Raw genomic sequence first — 18374 nt, 5'->3', positions numbered from 1 at the left:
TGCAAGCAGTCGCTAGCGGTGGGCGCTTTCGAGCGACCTGCAAGCAGTCGCTAGCGGTTGCCCCCGCCGATCATCGTGCGCACCAGGCGAACTCCCTGGCCGATCGAGACCTCCGGCAGGTAGGCCCGCCCGATGGCGTTGCCGATGCTCGGCAGCGCCGCGGGATCGGCGAACGTCATGTGCATCGGCACGTACTCGGGCTGGAACTTCGACTTGAAGGCCAGCAGGGACCGGAACCCGTACACCGGCTCCAGCGTCTTGCCGAGCACGTCGAGGAGACGGTCCAGCACGGTCGACAGGGTGGATCGCTCGAGGTCCTCCTCGGTGTCGGCAGCGGCCTCCGGCGAGGAGACCTTCGCCAGCGGCGCGCCGGACAGGCTGACGAACTCGGCGCCCTCCTCCTTGAGGAGCATCGCCGCGGAGGCGATCAGGAACTCCATCGCCGGCCGGAAGCCCTCGGAGCGTCGACGCATGAAGTCGAGGGTCCAGCCGACCACCCGGCCGTCCCGGTAGACGGGCATCCACGAGGTGACCCCGTGCACGGTGCGCTCGGAATCCACTGCGACCAGGCACCGAACCTGTGGATCGTCGATCTCCTCGAGGCCGCCGAGCGTGAAACCCATCTCCGGCATGCCCTTGTCCGCCACCCACTCCTCCGAGATGGCGGTGATCTGATCGGTGATCGCCAGTGGGGCATCGGGGAACGAGATCCACTCGGCGCTGATCCCGTCCTTCTTGGCCCGGTTCACCGCGGTGCGCACGTCCTGGAACTTCTTGCCGGTGAACGCGAGGTCGTCGAGCCGGAGCACCGTCTCCTCCGCGACCTGGATGCCCGACCACCCCATCGAGTCGGTCACCTCACGCAGCTCTCCTGTCACCGAGTAGAAGCACGGAATCCACCCGCTGCCGGATGCGAACTCCGCGAAGTCGGTCACGTTGACCCGCAACCGGTCCGGCGGGCCGACGGGGTCCCCCGTGGTCAGCGCGACTCCCCCGATCACCCGGTAGGCGACGTAGCTCGTCCCGTCCGGACTGAACCAGAACTTGTTGCCGCGCCAGGTCGTCATCCAGGACAGCGGGCTGCCACCGGTGGCGCACAACAGCTTCCTGGCCCGTTCCGTGTCCTCGGTCTCGGCCCCGTAGGCCGGCTTGAGGAACGTGGCCAGCACCGCCACGCAGGCGACCACCCAGAACACCACCCCGGTCCACTCGAAGAGCACCGTCGTGACGGCACTGTCGGGCAGCAGACGCGGGTAAAGCCACTCCAGGTAGACCGGTGGGATCAGGCGCTGCGGGTAGTCGGCGAGCAACCCGACCAACCCCGGATCCCGGTCGAAACCGTGGCGCGCCAGCAGCCCACCGAGGACATACACGATGCCGAGCCCCGCGGCGACGGCGAGCAGGATCGACCACATCCGGCGATACGTGCCCTTCGGCGCGGCGACATCGAAGAACCGTCGGGTCAGCAGCAGCACCACGAGGATCGCGAGCGGCGTCAGGAACGGCGTGATGGTCCCGTACAGATTCGGCGAGTCGAGGCCGTAGAACAGCGATTCCTCACCGACCGTCCTCATGAACCGGACGTAGTCCGCCACGCACAGCGCGAGCAGGATCGCGTGCACGACCACCGCCGCGATCCACGCGAACCGCCTGCCCCTGCGCAGGCCGTCCGCGAGCACCAACAGGAAGACCGAGGGCATCAGACTCTGCACCGTCGGCCCGACCCCACCGAGTCGCAGTCCCAGCAGCCCGTGCCTGCACTCCTCGCCGCTCGGCGAGTCCGCACAAATCTCCCGTACCTCGTCCGGCGTCCACGGCACCCCAAAGAACAGATCGCGCAGCACGGCCAGCGGCCCGATCGCGTCGGCCGAGAGGGCCGCCAGTGCCGGACCGAGCGCGCCGGCCGCGACCACGATCGCGACGAGCACCCTGCCCTCGCGGCGGGTCCCCGCGAGCCGCGCCCCGCGTGCCGACCGGCCGACGATCCAGGGGCCGAGGACCAGCCCGACCACCGCCGCGGCGAGCCGGATGATGTCCTGGAGATGCCCGCCGAAAAGCGCAAGGGTGATCAGCAGCGCGAGCAGCCCCACCCGGGTCCGGCGCCGCCACAGCGTGTCCATCCGTGAGCTCGCCACCATCGCCACGCCGACGATCCACGTCGTCGGGCCGACCGCGGCACCGATGTGCAACCAGAAGCCCCACCAGTCGTCGACCAGATTCACCAGCGCGGCCACCCCGATCCCCAGGAGCGCGCCCAGCACCTGGGTGCTGGCCGCCGCCACCGCGAAGCGGCCCGATCCGATCCGGTGCTCGATCGGTGCGGCCACCAGCAGGACCAGCGCTGTCGCAACCAGATACCCGGCCAGGCCAGGCGCCCAGAGTCCGGCGGTGAGCGCCGTCCACACCCGGCCGTCCTCGAAGGCCCCGATCCCCACCGCGAAATGACGGCTTGCGTACCGCGACGGGCCGGACGGCAGGCTGCCGGTCGCCGCGCCGAGGACCCAGATCAGGACCAGCAGTCCGATACTCACCGGCGCGCCGGTCACCCCGAACCTGGCCAGCTCAAGGAGCCTTCGGGTCTGCCTGGTGGCCGCAGTCGCCGTCGCCTGAGTCATGAAATCAGCCCCATCCTCGTCGCCAACCAGCCGAGCTCGCGTTCGAGCCCGGCCGACCACACAGCAAAGCTGTGTCCCCCTGGCAGTTCCACGTACTGCACGTCCATCCCCGCGGCCTTGGCCGCCTGATACACCCGCTGGGCCCCCGGCCGGTACTCGGCGTCGTCGCTGCCGGCGACAATCACCCCGGCCGAGCCCGGGAACTTCCGCGCCGCCATCAGGTCCATCGGGTTCACCGCCGCGAACTTCGCTGCATCACCGCCGAACGCCTCGTCGACCGTGCGGGCCCGGTCCCCGAGCGTCGGCTCCTCCTGCCCGGACAGGTCGAGGAACGTCGGATACACGTCCGGACGATTGGTGGCCATCTGCAGCGAGCAGGTGCCGCCGTAGGACAGCCCACCGATCGCCCAGGCCCGCGGGGCACGGTTCACCTGTAGGTGCGACTTCACCCAATCGGGCACATCCTCGGCGAGGTAGGTCGCGACGTTGCCGAGCTTCGAGTCGAGGCAGAGGGGGTTGCCGAACTGCGACCCCGTGGCATCGGCGACGACCACCACCGGAGCCAGGCCGCCGTGCTGGGCGGCGAAGGCATCCATCGTCTGCGCGAGCTTTCCGCCGTTGAACCAGTCGACCGGGGAACCCGGCTGCCCGGCCAGCAGGACGAGAACCGGCAGCTCGGGCCGGGGGTCGGCGAAGTAGGCGGGTGGGAGATAGATCTGCGCGTCCCGCGCCCCGAAGCTCGACGCGACGCCGGGGATCGGCACGGTGGTCACCCTGCCCTCGGTTGGCAGGTCGGCCGGCGGCCGCCACACCGAATCGAGCGGGACACCGGTGATCGGGTCGGGCACGGGCGGCGGCACCTCTGCGAAGGCGATCTCGTTCGGATTCGGGAGGCCGAGGACATCGCGCACCGTCGGGTACGCGGCGAAGACCAGGTTGATCTGCGCGCCCGCCGCCGCAACCACGGCCACGACCGCGAGCACGGAGACCGCAGCCCGCCACACCCGTCGGTCGAGCAGCAGGCGCGCCACCAGCAGCGCCAGCGCGAAGATGCCCAGGCCGATCCAGACGTAGATCTCGGTCTCGATCGGATCGGGGAACGGCCGCCACCACTTCTCGACGACCGCCCACAGGGCGGCGGTGCACCCGACCGCGACCGCCGCGGCGAGCGGGATGGCCCGATGCCGGTACCGACGCGGGTCCGTGGTCGGTGCCAGCAGCAACCAGAGTCCGCCGACCGCGCCCAGGGCCGCGACGAACCAGGGCAGCGGGCCTGAGGTCAGTGACCAGCGAAGCAGCCAATCCACGGGTAACGCCTCTCGACTGGGTGACAGCAGACTATTCCCTCCGGCGACCCCTCGCCGGTACCGCAATGTGCCGTTCCACACATAGCACGGATCCTTGAATCTCGTACTACGAGTAGTAGTACGCATGTGCGTCGGACAGTCCGTACACTGTTCCTATGGCAGGACTTGGGGAACTCGAGCGCGCAGTCATGGACCACCTCTGGTCCAGTTCCGAACCGCAGACCGTGCGACAGGTGCACGAGGCTCTCGCCACGCGCCGCGAGCTGGCCTACACGACCGTGATGACGGTCCTGCAGCGTCTCGCCAAGAAGAACCTGGTGATTCAGCAGCGCGACGATCGCGCGCACCGCTACGTACCCGTGCACGGCCGCGACGAGCTCGTCGCGAGCCTGATGGTCGACGCACTGCAGCAGGCAGACGAATCCGACGGCCGGGTCGCCGCGCTGGTGCATTTCGTCGGGCAGGTGGGCGCCGACGAGGCGGCCGCGCTGCGTGAGGCACTCGCCGCGCTCGAGGCGTCGGAGGCGTCCAAAGCCACCCTCCGGAGCGTCGATCCGGGGACCGATCGCGCCAGCTGACCCCACAATGTGGATGATGGGTGGGCAATGAACCCCACCACCGCACTGGCCTTCGCGCTGCTCGCATTGTTGCTTGCAGGGCCGGTGCCAGCCCTCCTCTCCCGGGCCACCTGGCCCCATCGGGCGCCAAGGGCGGCACTGGTGCTGTGGCAGGCCATCGCGCTCGCGGCCGTGTTGTCTGCGTTCAGTTCCGGGCTGGCGATCGCGACGGAACTGCTGGTACCAGGCCCCGACGGCAGGCCGACCACCGCGCCCACCGCCGAGATCGACGCGCTCGGGCTGCCGCTGTGGATCGCCTACGTAGTGGTGCTCGCGCTCACCCTCCTGATCGGCGCGAAGCTGGTGTTCTCCATCGCCTCGGTCGGTGTGCGCACGCGCAGGCGCCGCGCCCGGCACCGAATGCTCGTCGATCTCCTCGACCAGCGCGACCCGCAGCGCGGACGCAACTCGAACCTCCGGGTGCTCAGCGCCGCCGAACCGATCGCGTACTGCCTGCCAGGCCTCCGCCAACGGGTGGTGCTCAGCGAGGGCACCCTGGCGAGCCTCCAGCGGGAGGAGATCACGGCGATCCTGATGCACGAGCGCTCCCACCTTCGCGCCAGGCACGACCTGGTGCTCGAGGCGTTCACCGCGGTGAACGAGGCCTTCCCTCGGGTGGTCCGCAGCAAGTCCGCTCTCGGCTGCGTCCAGTTGCTCGTCGAGATGCTCGCCGACGACTCGGCCCTCAAGGTCACCGGACCCACTCCCCTGGCCCGCGCGCTCGTCGCCTGCTCGGGTTCCAGCGCCCCCGTCGGCGCCATGGCGGCAGGCGGTCCGCACACCCTGACCAGGATCAAACGGCTCGGCGGCGAAGGCAACGATCTGCAGCTCGCGGCCGCCGCGTACCTCACGTCGGTTGCCATCCTCGTGGTGCCGACGATCGCCGTCGCGGTGCCCTGGCTGGTCGAGCTCAGCCGCCTGTTCCGGGGCTGAGCCCGACCCGTCGCCGTGTCAGGCGACCTGGAGCACGGTCCGCACCGGGGTCGGATTGCGGGTCAGGTCCAGCACCGGGCAGTGCTCGTCGACCACTTCCTGCAGTTCCGCGTACCGCTCGGCGCTCTCCGGTCCGGTGAGAGTGACGGTCACCCGCACCTCGCCGAAACCGGGGCGAACCGCCTCGTCGAGACCGAAGAAGCCCTGCACGTCGAGGTCTCCCTCCGCGGTGGCGGTGATGTCCCCGATCTCGAGGCCGAGCTTGTCCGCCCAGAACCGATAGGTCACCACCTGGCAGGACAGCAGCGCCGCCAGGTAGTACTCGACGGGGTTGGGCGCGGTCGATCCGCCGCCGAGCGCGGGCGGCTCGTCCACCTCGACGAAGTGCTTGCCTGCTCGGACGGTGCTGGCGACGGCGTCGTGTGCGGTCGCATTCGCCGTGAACCGGACCTGTGCGTTGGCGCGATCCTTGCGGACGGCGTCGGTGGTCGCGCGGATGATGCCGCCCAGATGTGAGGTCGCGGCATCGGGGATCGGGGTCGTGGTGGTCGCAGCATTGATCGTGGACATGGAAAAGTCTCCTTGCGCAGGATGTTGGTGAACGTCGCAGGATTCGACTCCGCGAGCGACGGTCGCGGTTCAGGTCGGATCAGCGGCCGCGACAAGCGGCGGCACACACCAGCGCAAGATCGATGTGCCGACGACGGACGAGGGCCATAGCCGCATCGGTCACGTGGGTGTCGGTCACCAGGCGATGCTAACCGGCGAATCCTGGTGGTGCACAGGGACTCCGCACGCTCCAACGGCCGCCAGTCAGGCAGTTGCCCACGTCACAACCCCGCTGACGTGTGGTTTTCCGGCGGCTCGCGTACACTGAACGACGGCCGCAATCGCGGTCCACCAATTGATTGTTCAGGCACCCAGCCCCGCCCCCGGCCGTAATGTCACCGGGAAAGGCCAGGCGAAAATGTGCCCTGGCTCGTCTCTTTGCGTGCTGCATGACAGCTCGCGCTCCGCGACGCGCCCGACGTCCGGAGAGGTATCCGCGTGACCGACGCTGTCCACATGTCTTCTGCTGCCCCCGTTTCCCCCGAGGAACTGGAGCCGCTCGAGTCCCCCTCGCCCGCCGAGGAGACTCCCACCGTCACCTTTGCCGAGATCGGCCTGCCCGCACCCGTGGTCGCCGCCCTCGCCAAGAACGGCATCACCGTGCCGTCGCCGATCCAGGCCATGGCCGTCCCGGACGCCATCGCAGGCCGGAACGTCCTCGGTCGCGCCCAGACCGGTTCCGGCAAGACCCTCGCATTCGGCCTGCCGATGCTGGCCCGGCTCGCGCAGCACGAGGACCGTCCCGCGGCCAAGCGGCCGCGCGCCCTGGTCCTGGTGCCCACCCGTGAGCTCGCGATCCAGGTCGTCGACTCGCTGTACCCGTACGCGTCCTCGGTCGGCGTGCGCGTGCTCGCCGCCGTCGGCGGCATGCCGTTCACCAAGCAGGTCGAGCAGCTGCGCCGCGGCGTCGACATCCTCGTCGCCACCCCCGGCCGCCTCGGCGACCACCTGCGGCAGGGCACCTGCATCCTCGACCAGGTCGAGATCACCGCGCTCGACGAGGCCGACCAGATGGCCGACATGGGCTTCCTGCCGGAGGTCCGCTCGATCCTCGGCGAGACCCGGCCCGACGGTCAGCGACTGCTGTTCTCCGCGACCCTCGACCGCGAGGTCCAGTCCCTGGTCCGGCAGTTCCTGGCAGACCACGTGACGCACTCGACGGAGGACGGCAAGGCCAGCGTCGACACCATGGAGCACTACGTGCTCCTCGTCGATCGTGGCCAGAAGGACGTCGTCCTCGCCGAGATCGGCGCCCGCGACGGCCGCACCATCATGTTCGCCAGGACCAAGCTCGGCTGCGAGGGCATCACCGATCGCCTTCGTGCGGTTGGCATCCCGGCCGAGTCGCTGCACGGCGGCAAGGCCCAGAACCAGCGCACCCGCGTCCTCGAGCGCTTCAAGAGCGGCCGCACCCCGGTGCTGGTCGCCACCGACGTCGCGGCCCGCGGCATCCATGTCGACGGCATCGACCTGGTCGTGCACGTCGATCCGCCCGCCGATCACAAGGACTACCTGCACCGCGCAGGCCGGACCGCCCGCGCGGGCGAGAAGGGCACGGTCGTCGCGATCGTGCTGCCGAACCAGCGCCGTCTGGTCCGCAAGCTCACCGGGATGGCGGGGGTGGACGCCACCGCGGTGAACGTCGCGCCCGGATCCGAGGAGTTGGCCACCATCACCGGCGCCAAGGCGCCGAGCGGCGAGCCGGTCCGCGAACAGCACTTCAAGAGCGATCGCTTCGGCGACCGGCCCCGTCGCGAGGGCGGCTACCAGGGCAGCCGTCCCCGCCGTGAGGGTGGCGGCTACCAGGGCAACCGCCCGCAGCGTGACGGCGGCGGCTACCAGGGCAGCCGTCCCCGCACCGAGGGCGGCTACCAGGGCAACCGCTCCGAGGGCGGCTACCAGGGCGAGCGCAAGTACAACGACCGCCCCCAGCGCAGCGAGGGTGGCTACCAGCGCTCGCACGGCAGCCGTCCCTACGGCGACCGCCCGCAGGGCGACCGCCCGAACCGCGACTCCGGCAACGGCGAGCGCAGCTACGGGGATCGCCCCCAGCGCAGCGGCGATTCCTCGCGTTCCGGCGGCTTCCGTAGCCGGACCGAGCGCCGCTCGTACGACGGATTCGAAGGCCCGCGCGGCGATCGCTGATCGCTGAGCGCCGACGCGCTCGACACAGACACCCAGACGCCACCGACCGCACCCGCGGTCGGTGGCGTCTGGGCTATCCGGCACACGACGGACGGCACCCGCCCCCGTCGACAGCTATCGGGACCCCGCGCTTTTCTTCGCGGGCCCAGCAAGGGAAGGTGTACGGCATGACCGAGAACAGCAGCACGACCGCCCGCGCGCAGATCGGCGTCACCGGACTTGCCGTGATGGGCTCCAACATCGCCCGGAACTTCGCCCGGCACGGACACACCGTGGCACTGCACAACCGAAGCGTCGCGAAGACCGACGCCCTCATCGCCGAGCACGGCGGTGACGGAGACTTCGTCCGCACCGAGACCGTCGAAGAGTTCGTTGCGGCACTGCAGAAGCCGCGCCGCGTCCTGATCATGGTGAAGGCGGGAGACGCCACGGATTCGGTGATCGAGGAGCTCGCCTCCGCGATGGAGCCGGGCGACATCATCATCGACGGTGGCAATGCGTTGTACACGGACACGATCCGCCGCGAGGCCTCCCTCCGCGACCGCGGACTGCACTTCGTCGGTGCCGGCATCTCCGGCGGCGAGGAGGGCGCGCTGAACGGCCCGTCGATCATGCCGGGCGGCCCCAAGGAGTCCTACGAGTCCCTCGGACCGCTGCTCGAGTCCGTGGCGGCTCAGGTCGACGGCACCCCGTGCTGCACCCACATCGGCCCCGACGGCGCAGGCCACTTCGTGAAGATGGTGCACAACGGCATCGAGTACGCCGACATGCAGCTGATCGGGGAGGCCTACCACCTCTTCCGCGACGCGCTCGGCCTCGACGCCGGCCAGATCGCTGATGTGTTCACCGAGTGGAACGCAGGCACCCTCGAGTCCTACCTGATCGAGATCACCGCGGAGGTGCTGCGCCAGAAGGACGCCAAGACCGGTCAGGCGCTCGTGGACGTGATCGTCGACGCCGCCGAGCAGAAGGGCACCGGCCGCTGGACGGTCAAGTCGGCGCTCGACCTCGGGGTCCCGGTCACCGGCATCGCCGAGGCCGTCTTCGCCCGCGCCCTCTCCGGCTCGCGCGCCCAGCGCGCGGCCGCCCAGGCGGCGGGCCTCGCATCCGGCGAGCTCGGCGAGAAGCCGAGCGATGCAGCGCAATTCACCGAGGACATCCGCGCCGCCCTCTACGCGTCGAAGATCATCGCGTACGCCCAGGGGTTCGACCAGATCGCGGCGGGCAGTGCCGAGTACAACTGGGACCTCAAGCCCGCCGACCTGGCAACCATCTGGCGAGGCGGCTGCATCATCCGCGCGCAGTTCCTCAACCGCATCAAGGACGCGTACGAGGAGAACCCGGGCCTGCCGAGCCTGATCCTCGCCCCGTACTTCCGGGAGTCCATCGAGGCGGGCATCGACAGCTGGCGCCGCGTCGTCGCCACGGCGACCATGCTCGGCATCCCGGTCCCCGGTTTCGCCTCCTCCCTGTCGTACTACGACGGCCTGCGTGCCGAGCGCCTGCCGGCCGCGCTCACGCAGGGGCAGCGCGACTTCTTCGGCGCCCACACCTACGAGCGCACCGACCGTCCCGGCAAGTTCCACACGCTCTGGAGCGGTGACCGCAGCGAGGTCGAGGCGTAGCAGTCGCCGACGTCCCGCGAGCCCGGCCTCCCGAGGCGCACACCGAAGTGTGTCCGCCGACGGGAGGCCGGGCTCGACTCGTCAGGCCACCATCCGGCCGCCCGGCGGCGGTCCCAGCAGCGGCTGCACGATGGTCGAGCTGATCGCGGCCTCCCACGGCATCAGCCCCTGACAGTCGGCCCAGACCGCCTGAACCGCGGACACGTCCCCTGGCCCGTACAACCCGACCGCGCGCAACAGCCAGGACTCGTACTCGCGCGCCCGGATCAGGCACACCTCGAGCCCGCCGACCTCGAGCCGCTCCCCCGGCACGAGCCGATCGCCGTGCCACAACCGGCGGGCGAGGCCGCCAAGGACCGCCACCGACTCGTCCGCGGTTCTGCCGGTGACGATCACCTCGGGGCAGCCGATCTCGGTCAACCCGACCGTGTAACAGAAGGCGGGATGGACGCCCCGCTCGTCGACGGAGGACTCGACATACTGCAGCGCCCATCCGAACCTGTCGATGTTCCGCAGCATCTTTCGATGCGCCTGCTCCGGCGTCATCCCCTCGCAGATCTCACACATGACCACCCTCCCGAGATCGAATGTACGTTCGATCAAGATCATGCGCCGTGCCACCGACACCGCGCACCCGCGGCGACGTCATGCAGCACGAATGACGGAACCCACGCTTCGGAGCGGTAATCTCACTGCACGCGCCGACGACGTTCCGTGAGATCGGGGGCGCCCCGCGGCCCAACACTCGGAGGCAACCGCGACATGTCCGACCCAGCCACCACAGGACCCGCAGACACGTTCGCGGGCCTCGGCCTTCCGCCGCTGCTGGTGCAGTCGCTGAACCGCGAGAAGATCACCGCCCCGTTCCCGATCCAGGCCGCCGCGATCCCCGACATCCTGGCCGGGAGGGACGTGCTGGGGCGCGGGCCGACCGGTTCCGGCAAGACCCTCGCCTTCGGGCTGCCGATGCTGGTTCGGCTCAAGGGAGCCCCCAGCGCACCAGGGCGCCCCCGCGGGCTCGTGCTCGCGCCGACCAGGGAACTGGCCGCGCAGATCGAGAAGGCCCTCGACGAGTCCGCGCTCTCGCTCGGTCTGCGCCTGGCCTGCGTGGTCGGCGGGCTACCCATCAAGGCACAGGCGCAGCGACTCGCACGGGGGGTGGACCTGCTGGTGGCGACGCCCGGCCGGATGGCCGACCTGATCGCCCAGGGCGCCGCCTCGCTTGCCGACGTCCGCGTGACCACGATCGACGAGGCCGACCACATGGCGGAGCTCGGGTTCCTTTCGCAGGTCACCACCCTGCTCGACCAGACGGCGAAGGACGGTCAGCGACTGCTTTTCTCCGCGACCCTGGACGGCGGAGTGGACGATCTCGTCCAGGACTACCTGCACGATCCCGTCACCCACGCCACCGCGCCGGTGGCCGCCTCGGTGGCCACGATGGAGCACCACCTGCTCCACGTACGCAAGGCCGACAAGTGGGTCGTGCTCGCCCAGATCGCCTCGCGCAGCGGTAAGACCCTGCTCTTCGTTCGCACCAAGCACGGCGTGGACCGGGTGGCCGAGGAGCTTCGGGCGGCCGGCGTCGTCGCGGGGGCACTGCACGGCGACAAGACGCAGAGCAACCGCACCCGCACCCTCGCGGCGTTCGCCGACGGCGACACCCCCGTTCTCGTCGCCACCGATGTCGCGGCCCGCGGCATCCACGTGGACGGGATCGACCTGGTCGTCCACGTGGACCCTCCCGCCGAGGCGAAGGACTACCTGCATCGCGCCGGACGGACCGCTCGCGCAGGCGAATCCGGGACGGTGGTGACCCTGGTGACCGACGACCAACGCGGCGAGGTCGCCGCGCTCACCGCGAAGGCAGGCGTGGACGTCGTCGGCGTCGAGGTACGCCCGGGCGCACCCGAACTCGTCGCCCTGACCGGCGCCTGCGAGCCCACCGGCGTCCCTGTGCCCCCGCCCTCCGCGCCTGCGCCGACGGCCCCGAAGGAGCGGGCCACCGGACCGGGTACCCGTGGCAGGCGTCCTGGCGCGACAACGGTCCGCTCGGGCGGGCGGCGCGGCAGCGGCGCAGGGGCACACGGCCACCGCAACCGCAACCGAGGAGGACACTGAGCGATGTCGGGAACCCCGCTGCTGGCAGTCGCATTCGCGCTGATCGGCGCTCTGCTGTTCGCCTGCGGCTCCGTCGCACAGCAGAGCGCGGCGGCCGGGGTCGCCGAGGACGATGCCCTGCTCGCCGAGCTGATTCGGAGCAAGCGCTGGTGGGCGGGACTGCTCGGCGACGGCGGCGGATACGTCTTCCAGGCGATCGCGCTCGGCGTCGGGTCGGTGCTGGTGGTGCAGCCGCTGATCGTGGCCTCGCTGTTGTTCGCTCTCCCCCTCTCCGCCCGGTTCAGCGGCGCCAGGATGACCGCGCGCACCTGGGCGATGGCGCTGGCGCTGGCGGCGGCGCTCGTCGTGTTCCTGATCGTCGGGAATCCGACCGAGGGCCACAATTCGGCGGCGATCGCCGACTGGCTGATCCCGCTCGCGGTGGTCCTCGGACTGGTCGCCGCAGCGGTCGCGGTCGCGATGACCCGGATCGGCCCCGGCCCGCGGGCCCTGCTGCTCGGGTTCGCCAGCGGCGCGCTGTACGGCGTGGCGGTCGCGCTGACCAAGTCCGTCATCGACCTGCTGCACCTGGGCCCCGCGGCCGTGCTCGGCAACTGGACCACCTGGGCCCTGATCGCCGCCGGACTCACCGGGTTCTACCTCCAGCAGCGCGCGTTCCACGCGGGCTCGCTCTCGGCCTCGCTGCCCGCCATCACCATCGCCGAGCCGCTGGTGGCCGCCGCCCTCGGGTTCGCGGTGCTCGGCGAGCGGCTCCGGGTGCACGGCCCCGGCATCGCGCTGATCGCTGTCGCGGTGCTCGTCATGGTCGTCACCACGGTCGGGCTGTCCCGATCCCAGGCCGATGTGACCACCCACGCCCAGGCCTCGCAGCCGGTACTCTCGTAAGACGTGCGCTTCCTCGACGGCCAGCAGCCGCCCTATGACCTGACCTACGACGACGTCTTCATGGTGCCCAATCGCACCGACGTCACCTCGCGCTTCGACGTGGATCTGTCCACGCTCGACGGATCGGGCACCACCATCCCGATCGTCGTCGCCAACATGACCGCGGTCGCCGGACGCCGGATGGCCGAGACCGTCGCGCGCCGCGGCGGGATCGTGGTCATCCCTCAGGACATCCCGGCCTCCGCGGTCGCCGAGACCGTCGCGTTCGTCAAGAGCCGCCACCTGGTGGCCGACACCCCGGTCACCCTCGGCCCCGAGGACTCCGTCTCCGACGCGATCGCGCTGCTGCCCAAGCGCGCGCACGGCGCCCTTGTCGTCGTCGAGAACGACCGGCCGATCGGCGTCGTCACCGAGGCCGCGTGCGCGGACGTCGACCGCTTCGCCCGGCTCCGCTCCGTCGCCATCACCGACTTCGTCACCGCGCCCGTGACGGCCTCCCCGCGCGAGGTCTTCGAGCTGCTCGAGACCAAGCACGACCCGATTGCGGTCATCGTCAACGAGGACGGCACCCTTGCCGGTGTGCTCACCCGCACCGGCGCCATCCGGGCGGGCATCTACGAACCGGCCCTCGACGCGGACGGCAAGCTGCGAGTCGCCGCGGCCGTCGGCATCAACGGCGACGTGGCCGCGAAGGCGAAGGAACTGGTCGCGGCGGGCGCGGATGTGCTCGTGATGGACACCGCACACGGTCACCAGCAGAAGATGCTCGACGCGCTCGGCGCCGTCGCGTCGCTCGACCTCGGTGTGCCGCTGGCGGCGGGCAACGTCGTCTCGGCGGCAGGCACCAGGGACCTCATCGCCGCGGGTGCCAACATCGTCAAGGTCGGCGTCGGCCCCGGCGCGATGTGCACCACCAGGATGATGACCGGCGTCGGCAGGCCCCAGTTCTCCGCGGTGGCCGAGTGCTCTGCGGCCGCACGGGAACTCGGCGCCCACGTATGGGCGGACGGCGGCGTCCGGCACCCCCGCGACGTAGCACTGGCCCTCGCCGCGGGCGCGTCGAACGTGATGATCGGTTCCTGGTTCGCCGGCACCTACGAGTCCCCCGGCGATCTGCGGATGGACCAGGCGGGCAACGCCTACAAGGTGAGCTTCGGCATGGCGTCCAAGCGCGCGGTCGCGGCCAGGACGGCCACAGACAGCGCCTTCGATCGCGCCCGTAAGGGCCTCTTCGAGGAGGGCATCTCGAGTTCCCGCATGCGCCTGGACCCGGACCGCCCCGGCGTCGAGGACCTCATCGACCACATCTGCTCCGGCGTGCGCAGCACCTGCACCTACGCCGGTGCCCGCACGGTCGAGGAGCTGCACGAGAAGGCGCTGCTCGGGGTCCAGTCCGCGGCCGGGTTCGCCGAGGGGCGCCCGCTGCCGGCCGGCTGGTAGCGAGCCGACACACCGACGCACCACCTCGACTACCGGGCACGGTCCCCCGTGCCCGGTAGAATCGTGGTCTGCACGCACACACGCGCAGGGAAAGCCTGCGCACAACAGGAAGGAACAAGGTGCCTGAGGCACCCACTCTCACCGTCGTCGACTCGACCGAGTCAGGCGACGAGAGCACCTCTACGGAGGGCTCCTCTACCGAGCCGGGCGACAAACCCGGCGCACAGCCCCTACTGTTCGGACCCACGCTCGGCGGCGATAGCTGATGGAGATCGCACTCACCGTCTTGAGCCTCATCGGGTTCGCGGCACTGACCGCAGGCACCGCGTTGTTCGTGGCTGCGGAATTCTCGCTCACCGCGCTCGAGCGCAGCACCGTCGACTCCCACGCGCGCGACGGCGACCGGCGTTCGCGCCAGGTGCAGCACGCTCACCGCACGCTCTCGTTCCAGCTCTCCGGCGCCCAGCTCGGCATCACGATCACCACGCTGATCACCGGCTATCTCGCGGAGCCGGTGCTGGCCAAGCTCATCGCACCGCTGTTGACGGCGGTCAACATCAGCGAATCGGTCGCAGCCGGGATCTCGCTGACGCTCGCCCTGGTGCTGGCCACCTCGCTGTCGATGATCTTCGGTGAGCTGGTGCCGAAGAACCTGGCCATCTCCCGCCCGCTGCAGACCGCGCGCGCCACCGCGGGCCTGCAGGCCGGGTTCTCGACGGCGTTCAAGTGGGCGATCAACGGGCTCAACGGATCAGCCAACTGGGTGGTCCGACGGCTCGGCATCGAACCCGCCGAGGAACTGCGTTCGGCGCGCTCCCCCCAGGAACTGGGCTCACTGGTGCGTACCAGCGCGCGCCGCGGCGCACTCGACGCCGGGACCGCCCTGCTCGTCGATCGCTCGCTGAGGTTCGGCGAGCTCACCGCGGAGGAGCTGATGACCCCGCGGGTGAAGGTCGAGACCCTCGAACTCCGGGACACCGTCGCCGACCTGATCGAGGCCGCGTCACGGACGGGCTTCTCGCGGTTCCCGATCGTCGACGGCGACCTGGACGACACGGTCGGCGTCGTGCACATCAAGCACGCGTTCACGGTGCCCGCCGCGGGCCGCGCCAGCACGCCGCTGGTCACCATCGCGCAGAAGGTCCCCGTTGTGCCGTCGAGCCTCGACGGCGACGAGGTGATGGAGCGCGTCAGGGCCGACGGCATGCAGGTCGCGCTCGTGGTCGACGAGTACGGCGGCACCGCGGGCATGGTGACCATGGAGGACCTGATCGAAGAGATCGTCGGCGACGTCCGCGACGAGCACGACGAGCCGGAGATCGAGGTGCAGCGCAGCGGCGACAGCTGGATCTGCTCGGGCCTGCTGCGCATCGACGAGGTCTCCCTGACCACCGGTTACTCGGCACCCGAGGGCGAGTACGACACCCTCGGCGGACTCGTCCTTGCCCACCTGGGCCGGATCCCCGAGGTCGGCGACCAGGTGGTGCTGCCCCATCCTGACGACGACGGCAGGTCCGCAGGCGGCTGGATAGCCAGGGTCGCCGCGATGGACGGCCGCCGGATCGACCGGGTGGTGCTGACCCCGGTCGCCGACCTGGCCGACCACTCGACGGAGACGAAGGAGCACGACGATGAGTGACCTGTTCGCGGTCGCCCTGACCGTTCTCCTGCTGGCGGGCAACGCGTTCTTCGTCGCAGCCGAGTTCGCGCTGATCTCGGCGCGCCGCGACCGTCTCGAGGCCCTGGAGGCGCAGGGCAAGAAGCGCGCACGCACGGTGATCAGGGCAGGCGAGAACCTCTCGCTGATGCTGGCGGGCGCGCAGCTCGGAATCACGATCTGTTCGATCCTGCTCGGCCGGGTCGGCGAGCCCGCGATCGCGCACCTGATCGAGGCGCCGCTGGACGCCCTCGGCGTGCCTGCCGGGTTCCTGCACCCGATCGGGTTCACGCTCGCGCTCTCGCTGGTGGTGGTGCTGCACATCCTGCTCGGCGAGATGGTGCCGAAGAACATCGCCATCGCCGGGCCGGAACGCAGTGCGATGCTGCTGGTGCCCATGCACCTGGCGTTCATCCGGCTCGTCCGCCCGCTCATCGCGTTCTACAACCTCTGCGCGAACGCGACGCTGCGGCTGATGCGCGTACAGCCGAAGAACGAGCTGGACACCACCGTGTCGGCGCTGGAGCTCGCCGAGATGATCGGCGAGTCCCGGTCCGAGGGGCTGATCGACGAGGAGGAGCACCGACGGCTGACGTTGGCGCTGCACACCGCCGACCGGACCGTCGCGGACGTGCTGATCCCGCTCGACAAGGTGCGCAGCGTGCCGCTGACCGCGAGCGGGACCACGCTCGGCGCCGTCGAGGAGGCGGTGATCGAGACCGGGTACTCCCGCTATCCCGCGCGGCTGGCCGACGGAACACTGGCCGGGTACCTGCATCTCAAGGACGTCCTCGACGAGGTCGGTGACGTCGAAGCGGGTCCGGACACGGTGATCCCCCGCTCGGACGTGCGACCGCTGCCGCAGGTGCAGGTGCAGACCCCGCTCGACGAGGCGCTCGGGACGCTGCGGCGCGCGAGCAGCCACCTGGGGTCGGTGGTCGACGAGACCGGGCAGACGATCGGCATCGTCGCGCTGGAGGACCTGGTGGAGGAGTTCATCGGTACCGTGCGCGACGGTACCCACCGGATCGACGACGCGGTGCCGGGGCAACGGACACCGTGACACGGCCTGACCTCTCGAGCGGTCCACTCGTCCTCACGCAGGACGAGTGGACCGCCCGCCGCGACGCGCACCGGGACCGGGTGGACGCCCTGATCGGGCCGCACCTGTCCCGGCAGACCCGCGGCGAGAAGCACCCGGTGATCGACTTCCTGTTCACCTACTACAGCCTGCGACCCGCGCAGCTGCGACGCTGGCACCCTGGCCTGGGAGTGCGGCTGACCGGGCCCGCGGCGCGCGAGTACTGGGACTACTCCGGGTACCACCGGTGCGGCGACGACGCCGAGGCCGATCCCCGCATGCTCACCCAGCGCCGCTCGATGCTCGAGTTCACCCAGCGCCTGCTCGCGGGCACCGCCGCGCGGCCCGCGCAGCTCGGCTGCTTCGGGCTGCACGAGTGGGCGATGGTGTACCGCGGCGGCGCGGAAGCGGTCCGGCATTCGGGCACCCCGCTACGACTCGGGCCGGACGGCACCGATGCGGTGGTGGAGTCGATGAACCTGCGCTGCACGCACTACGACGCGTACCGGTTCTTCACCCCGGACGCGGTGGGCCGCAACGACACCGCACTGCAGCGCGAGGGCCAGGCAGCGCGGGAACAGCCGGGCTGCCTGCACGCGGGCATGGATCTCTACAAGTGGTGCTACAAGTTGGCACCGCTGGTCGACTCCGACCTGCTGCTGCGGTGCTTCGAACTGGCGATGGCCGCGCGGGAACTCGACATGCGGGCGAGCCCGTACGACCTGAGCGCGCTCGGCTACGAGCCGGTCACCATCGAGACCCCGCAGGGCCGAGCGGACTACGTTCGAGAGCAGTCGGCGCTCGCCGAGCGCGCGGCGCCGCTGCGCGAGGAGTTGCTGGCCAAGTGCGGGGCACTGCTGAACCGGTGACTCCGCCGGCGCTCACGCCCCCTGCGAGGCCCACTCGATCGCGGCCGGCTCCTCGGCGAGCGCGAAGGAACGCACCTCGCAGGGAATGAGGAAGCTGATCAGGTGAATCGCCTTGTCGATCCACTCGTGATCGGTGACCAGTGCGATGCGACCCCAGCTGTGCCGTGGACGTGACTCGAGCTCGGCGTCCTGCCACAGCGCACCGGCGGTGTAGCGGCTCAGGTCGTCGCCGAGCACATAGACGATGTTGACCTTCTCGTGCTCGGCGATCTTCGCGTCGATGGCCGGGTCGAGGACGTCCTTGTAGTCCTGCGCTGTCACCGTCCCCGTCGCCCGAAATCCCAGGGTGCCTGCGGGCAGGTTTTCCATGGTCTCGATCACGGATCCATGGTTCCACAGGTCGAGTCCCGGTGTGACGCAACGTGGGAATGCCGAGGGCACCGAATCGCTCGCGTCCTTCGGACGCGTGC

General features: G+C 70.4%; 15 protein-coding genes. 10 read left to right on the top strand and 5 right to left on the bottom strand.

Features of this window, described 5'->3' with window-relative positions; all coding sequences use genetic code 11:
* Positions 1-50 precede the first annotated feature (50 nt).
* Together ACWFRB_RS03640 and ACWFRB_RS03635 are read right to left on the bottom strand one after the other, a co-directional pair.
* Entirely contained in the window at positions 51-2615 is a 2565-nt protein-coding gene (locus ACWFRB_RS03640; protein WP_452638899.1) for a bifunctional lysylphosphatidylglycerol flippase/synthetase MprF, read from the bottom strand.
* Entirely contained in the window at positions 2612-3922 is a 1311-nt protein-coding gene (locus tag ACWFRB_RS03635; RefSeq protein WP_452638898.1) for an alpha/beta hydrolase, read from the bottom strand. The genes ACWFRB_RS03640 and ACWFRB_RS03635 overlap by 4 nt, the downstream gene beginning before the upstream one ends.
* Positions 3923-4077: 155 nt before the next feature.
* On the opposite strand from ACWFRB_RS03635, the gene ACWFRB_RS03630 reads away from it, so the two are divergent.
* Positions 4078-4500 carry a BlaI/MecI/CopY family transcriptional regulator gene (locus ACWFRB_RS03630; RefSeq protein WP_452638896.1) on the top strand — a complete coding sequence of 141 codons (423 nt, stop codon included), beginning with the start codon at positions 4078-4080 and terminating at the stop codon, positions 4498-4500.
* A 27-nt stretch (positions 4501-4527) separates the two neighbouring features.
* The gene (locus ACWFRB_RS03625) at positions 4528-5472 is read left to right on the top strand and encodes a M56 family metallopeptidase (RefSeq protein WP_452638894.1); all 945 of its coding nucleotides are present in this window, start codon (positions 4528-4530) and stop codon (positions 5470-5472) included.
* Between the two features lie 18 nt (positions 5473-5490).
* On the opposite strand, the gene ACWFRB_RS03620 is transcribed toward ACWFRB_RS03625, so the two are convergent.
* Positions 5491-6042 (bottom strand): OsmC family protein, encoded by a 552-nt coding sequence (locus ACWFRB_RS03620; protein ID WP_452638893.1) that lies wholly within the window; start codon positions 6040-6042, stop codon positions 5491-5493.
* 495 nt (positions 6043-6537) lie between these two features.
* Between ACWFRB_RS03620 and ACWFRB_RS03615 the strand changes: the two genes are divergently transcribed.
* Both ACWFRB_RS03615 and gndA read left to right on the top strand, forming a co-directional pair.
* The gene (locus tag ACWFRB_RS03615; RefSeq protein WP_452638891.1) at positions 6538-8226 is read left to right on the top strand and encodes a DEAD/DEAH box helicase; all 1689 of its coding nucleotides are present in this window, start codon (positions 6538-6540) and stop codon (positions 8224-8226) included.
* A gap of 167 nt (positions 8227-8393) precedes the next feature.
* Positions 8394-9851: an NADP-dependent phosphogluconate dehydrogenase gene (gene gndA / locus ACWFRB_RS03610; protein ID WP_452638889.1), complete on the top strand. Its 1458-nt coding sequence runs from the start codon at positions 8394-8396 to the stop codon at positions 9849-9851.
* Between the two features lie 81 nt (positions 9852-9932).
* Here the strand turns inward: gndA and ACWFRB_RS03605 are convergent, their stop codons facing one another.
* On the bottom strand, positions 9933-10418 hold the full coding sequence (locus ACWFRB_RS03605; protein WP_452638888.1) for a DUF4262 domain-containing protein: 486 nt from the start codon (positions 10416-10418) through the stop codon (positions 9933-9935).
* A gap of 195 nt (positions 10419-10613) precedes the next feature.
* On the opposite strand from ACWFRB_RS03605, the gene ACWFRB_RS03600 reads away from it, so the two are divergent.
* From ACWFRB_RS03600 to ACWFRB_RS03575, 6 genes are all read left to right on the top strand, one after another.
* Positions 10614-11972: a DEAD/DEAH box helicase gene (locus ACWFRB_RS03600; protein ID WP_452638887.1), complete on the top strand. Its 1359-nt coding sequence runs from the start codon at positions 10614-10616 to the stop codon at positions 11970-11972.
* A 3-nt stretch (positions 11973-11975) separates the two neighbouring features.
* Positions 11976-12857: a DMT family transporter gene (locus ACWFRB_RS03595; RefSeq protein WP_452638885.1), complete on the top strand. Its 882-nt coding sequence runs from the start codon at positions 11976-11978 to the stop codon at positions 12855-12857.
* A 3-nt stretch (positions 12858-12860) separates the two neighbouring features.
* Positions 12861-14297, top strand: coding sequence for a GMP reductase (guaB1, locus tag ACWFRB_RS03590; RefSeq protein WP_452638884.1), 1437 nt, complete (start codon positions 12861-12863; stop codon positions 14295-14297).
* A 265-nt stretch (positions 14298-14562) separates the two neighbouring features.
* A complete protein-coding gene (locus ACWFRB_RS03585) occupies positions 14563-15936 on the top strand; it encodes a hemolysin family protein (RefSeq protein WP_452638882.1) in 1374 nt (457 codons plus the stop codon).
* On the top strand, positions 15929-17017 hold the full coding sequence (locus ACWFRB_RS03580; RefSeq protein WP_452638881.1) for a hemolysin family protein: 1089 nt from the start codon (positions 15929-15931) through the stop codon (positions 17015-17017). Before ACWFRB_RS03585 ends, ACWFRB_RS03580 begins: the two co-directional genes overlap by 8 nt.
* Positions 17014-17904 carry a 3-methyladenine DNA glycosylase gene (locus ACWFRB_RS03575; protein WP_452638880.1) on the top strand — a complete coding sequence of 297 codons (891 nt, stop codon included), beginning with the start codon at positions 17014-17016 and terminating at the stop codon, positions 17902-17904. The genes ACWFRB_RS03580 and ACWFRB_RS03575 overlap by 4 nt, the downstream gene beginning before the upstream one ends.
* Positions 17905-17916: 12 nt before the next feature.
* Here the strand turns inward: ACWFRB_RS03575 and ACWFRB_RS03570 are convergent, their stop codons facing one another.
* Entirely contained in the window at positions 17917-18285 is a 369-nt protein-coding gene (locus ACWFRB_RS03570; RefSeq protein WP_452638879.1) for an STAS/SEC14 domain-containing protein, read from the bottom strand.
* Positions 18286-18374 lie beyond the last annotated feature (89 nt).

The sequence above is a fragment of the Rhodococcus sp. NPDC055112 genome, assembly GCF_053607505.1.
The sequence above is the reverse complement of the archived record's forward strand: the minus strand, read 5'-3'. Positions and strand labels throughout refer to the sequence as shown.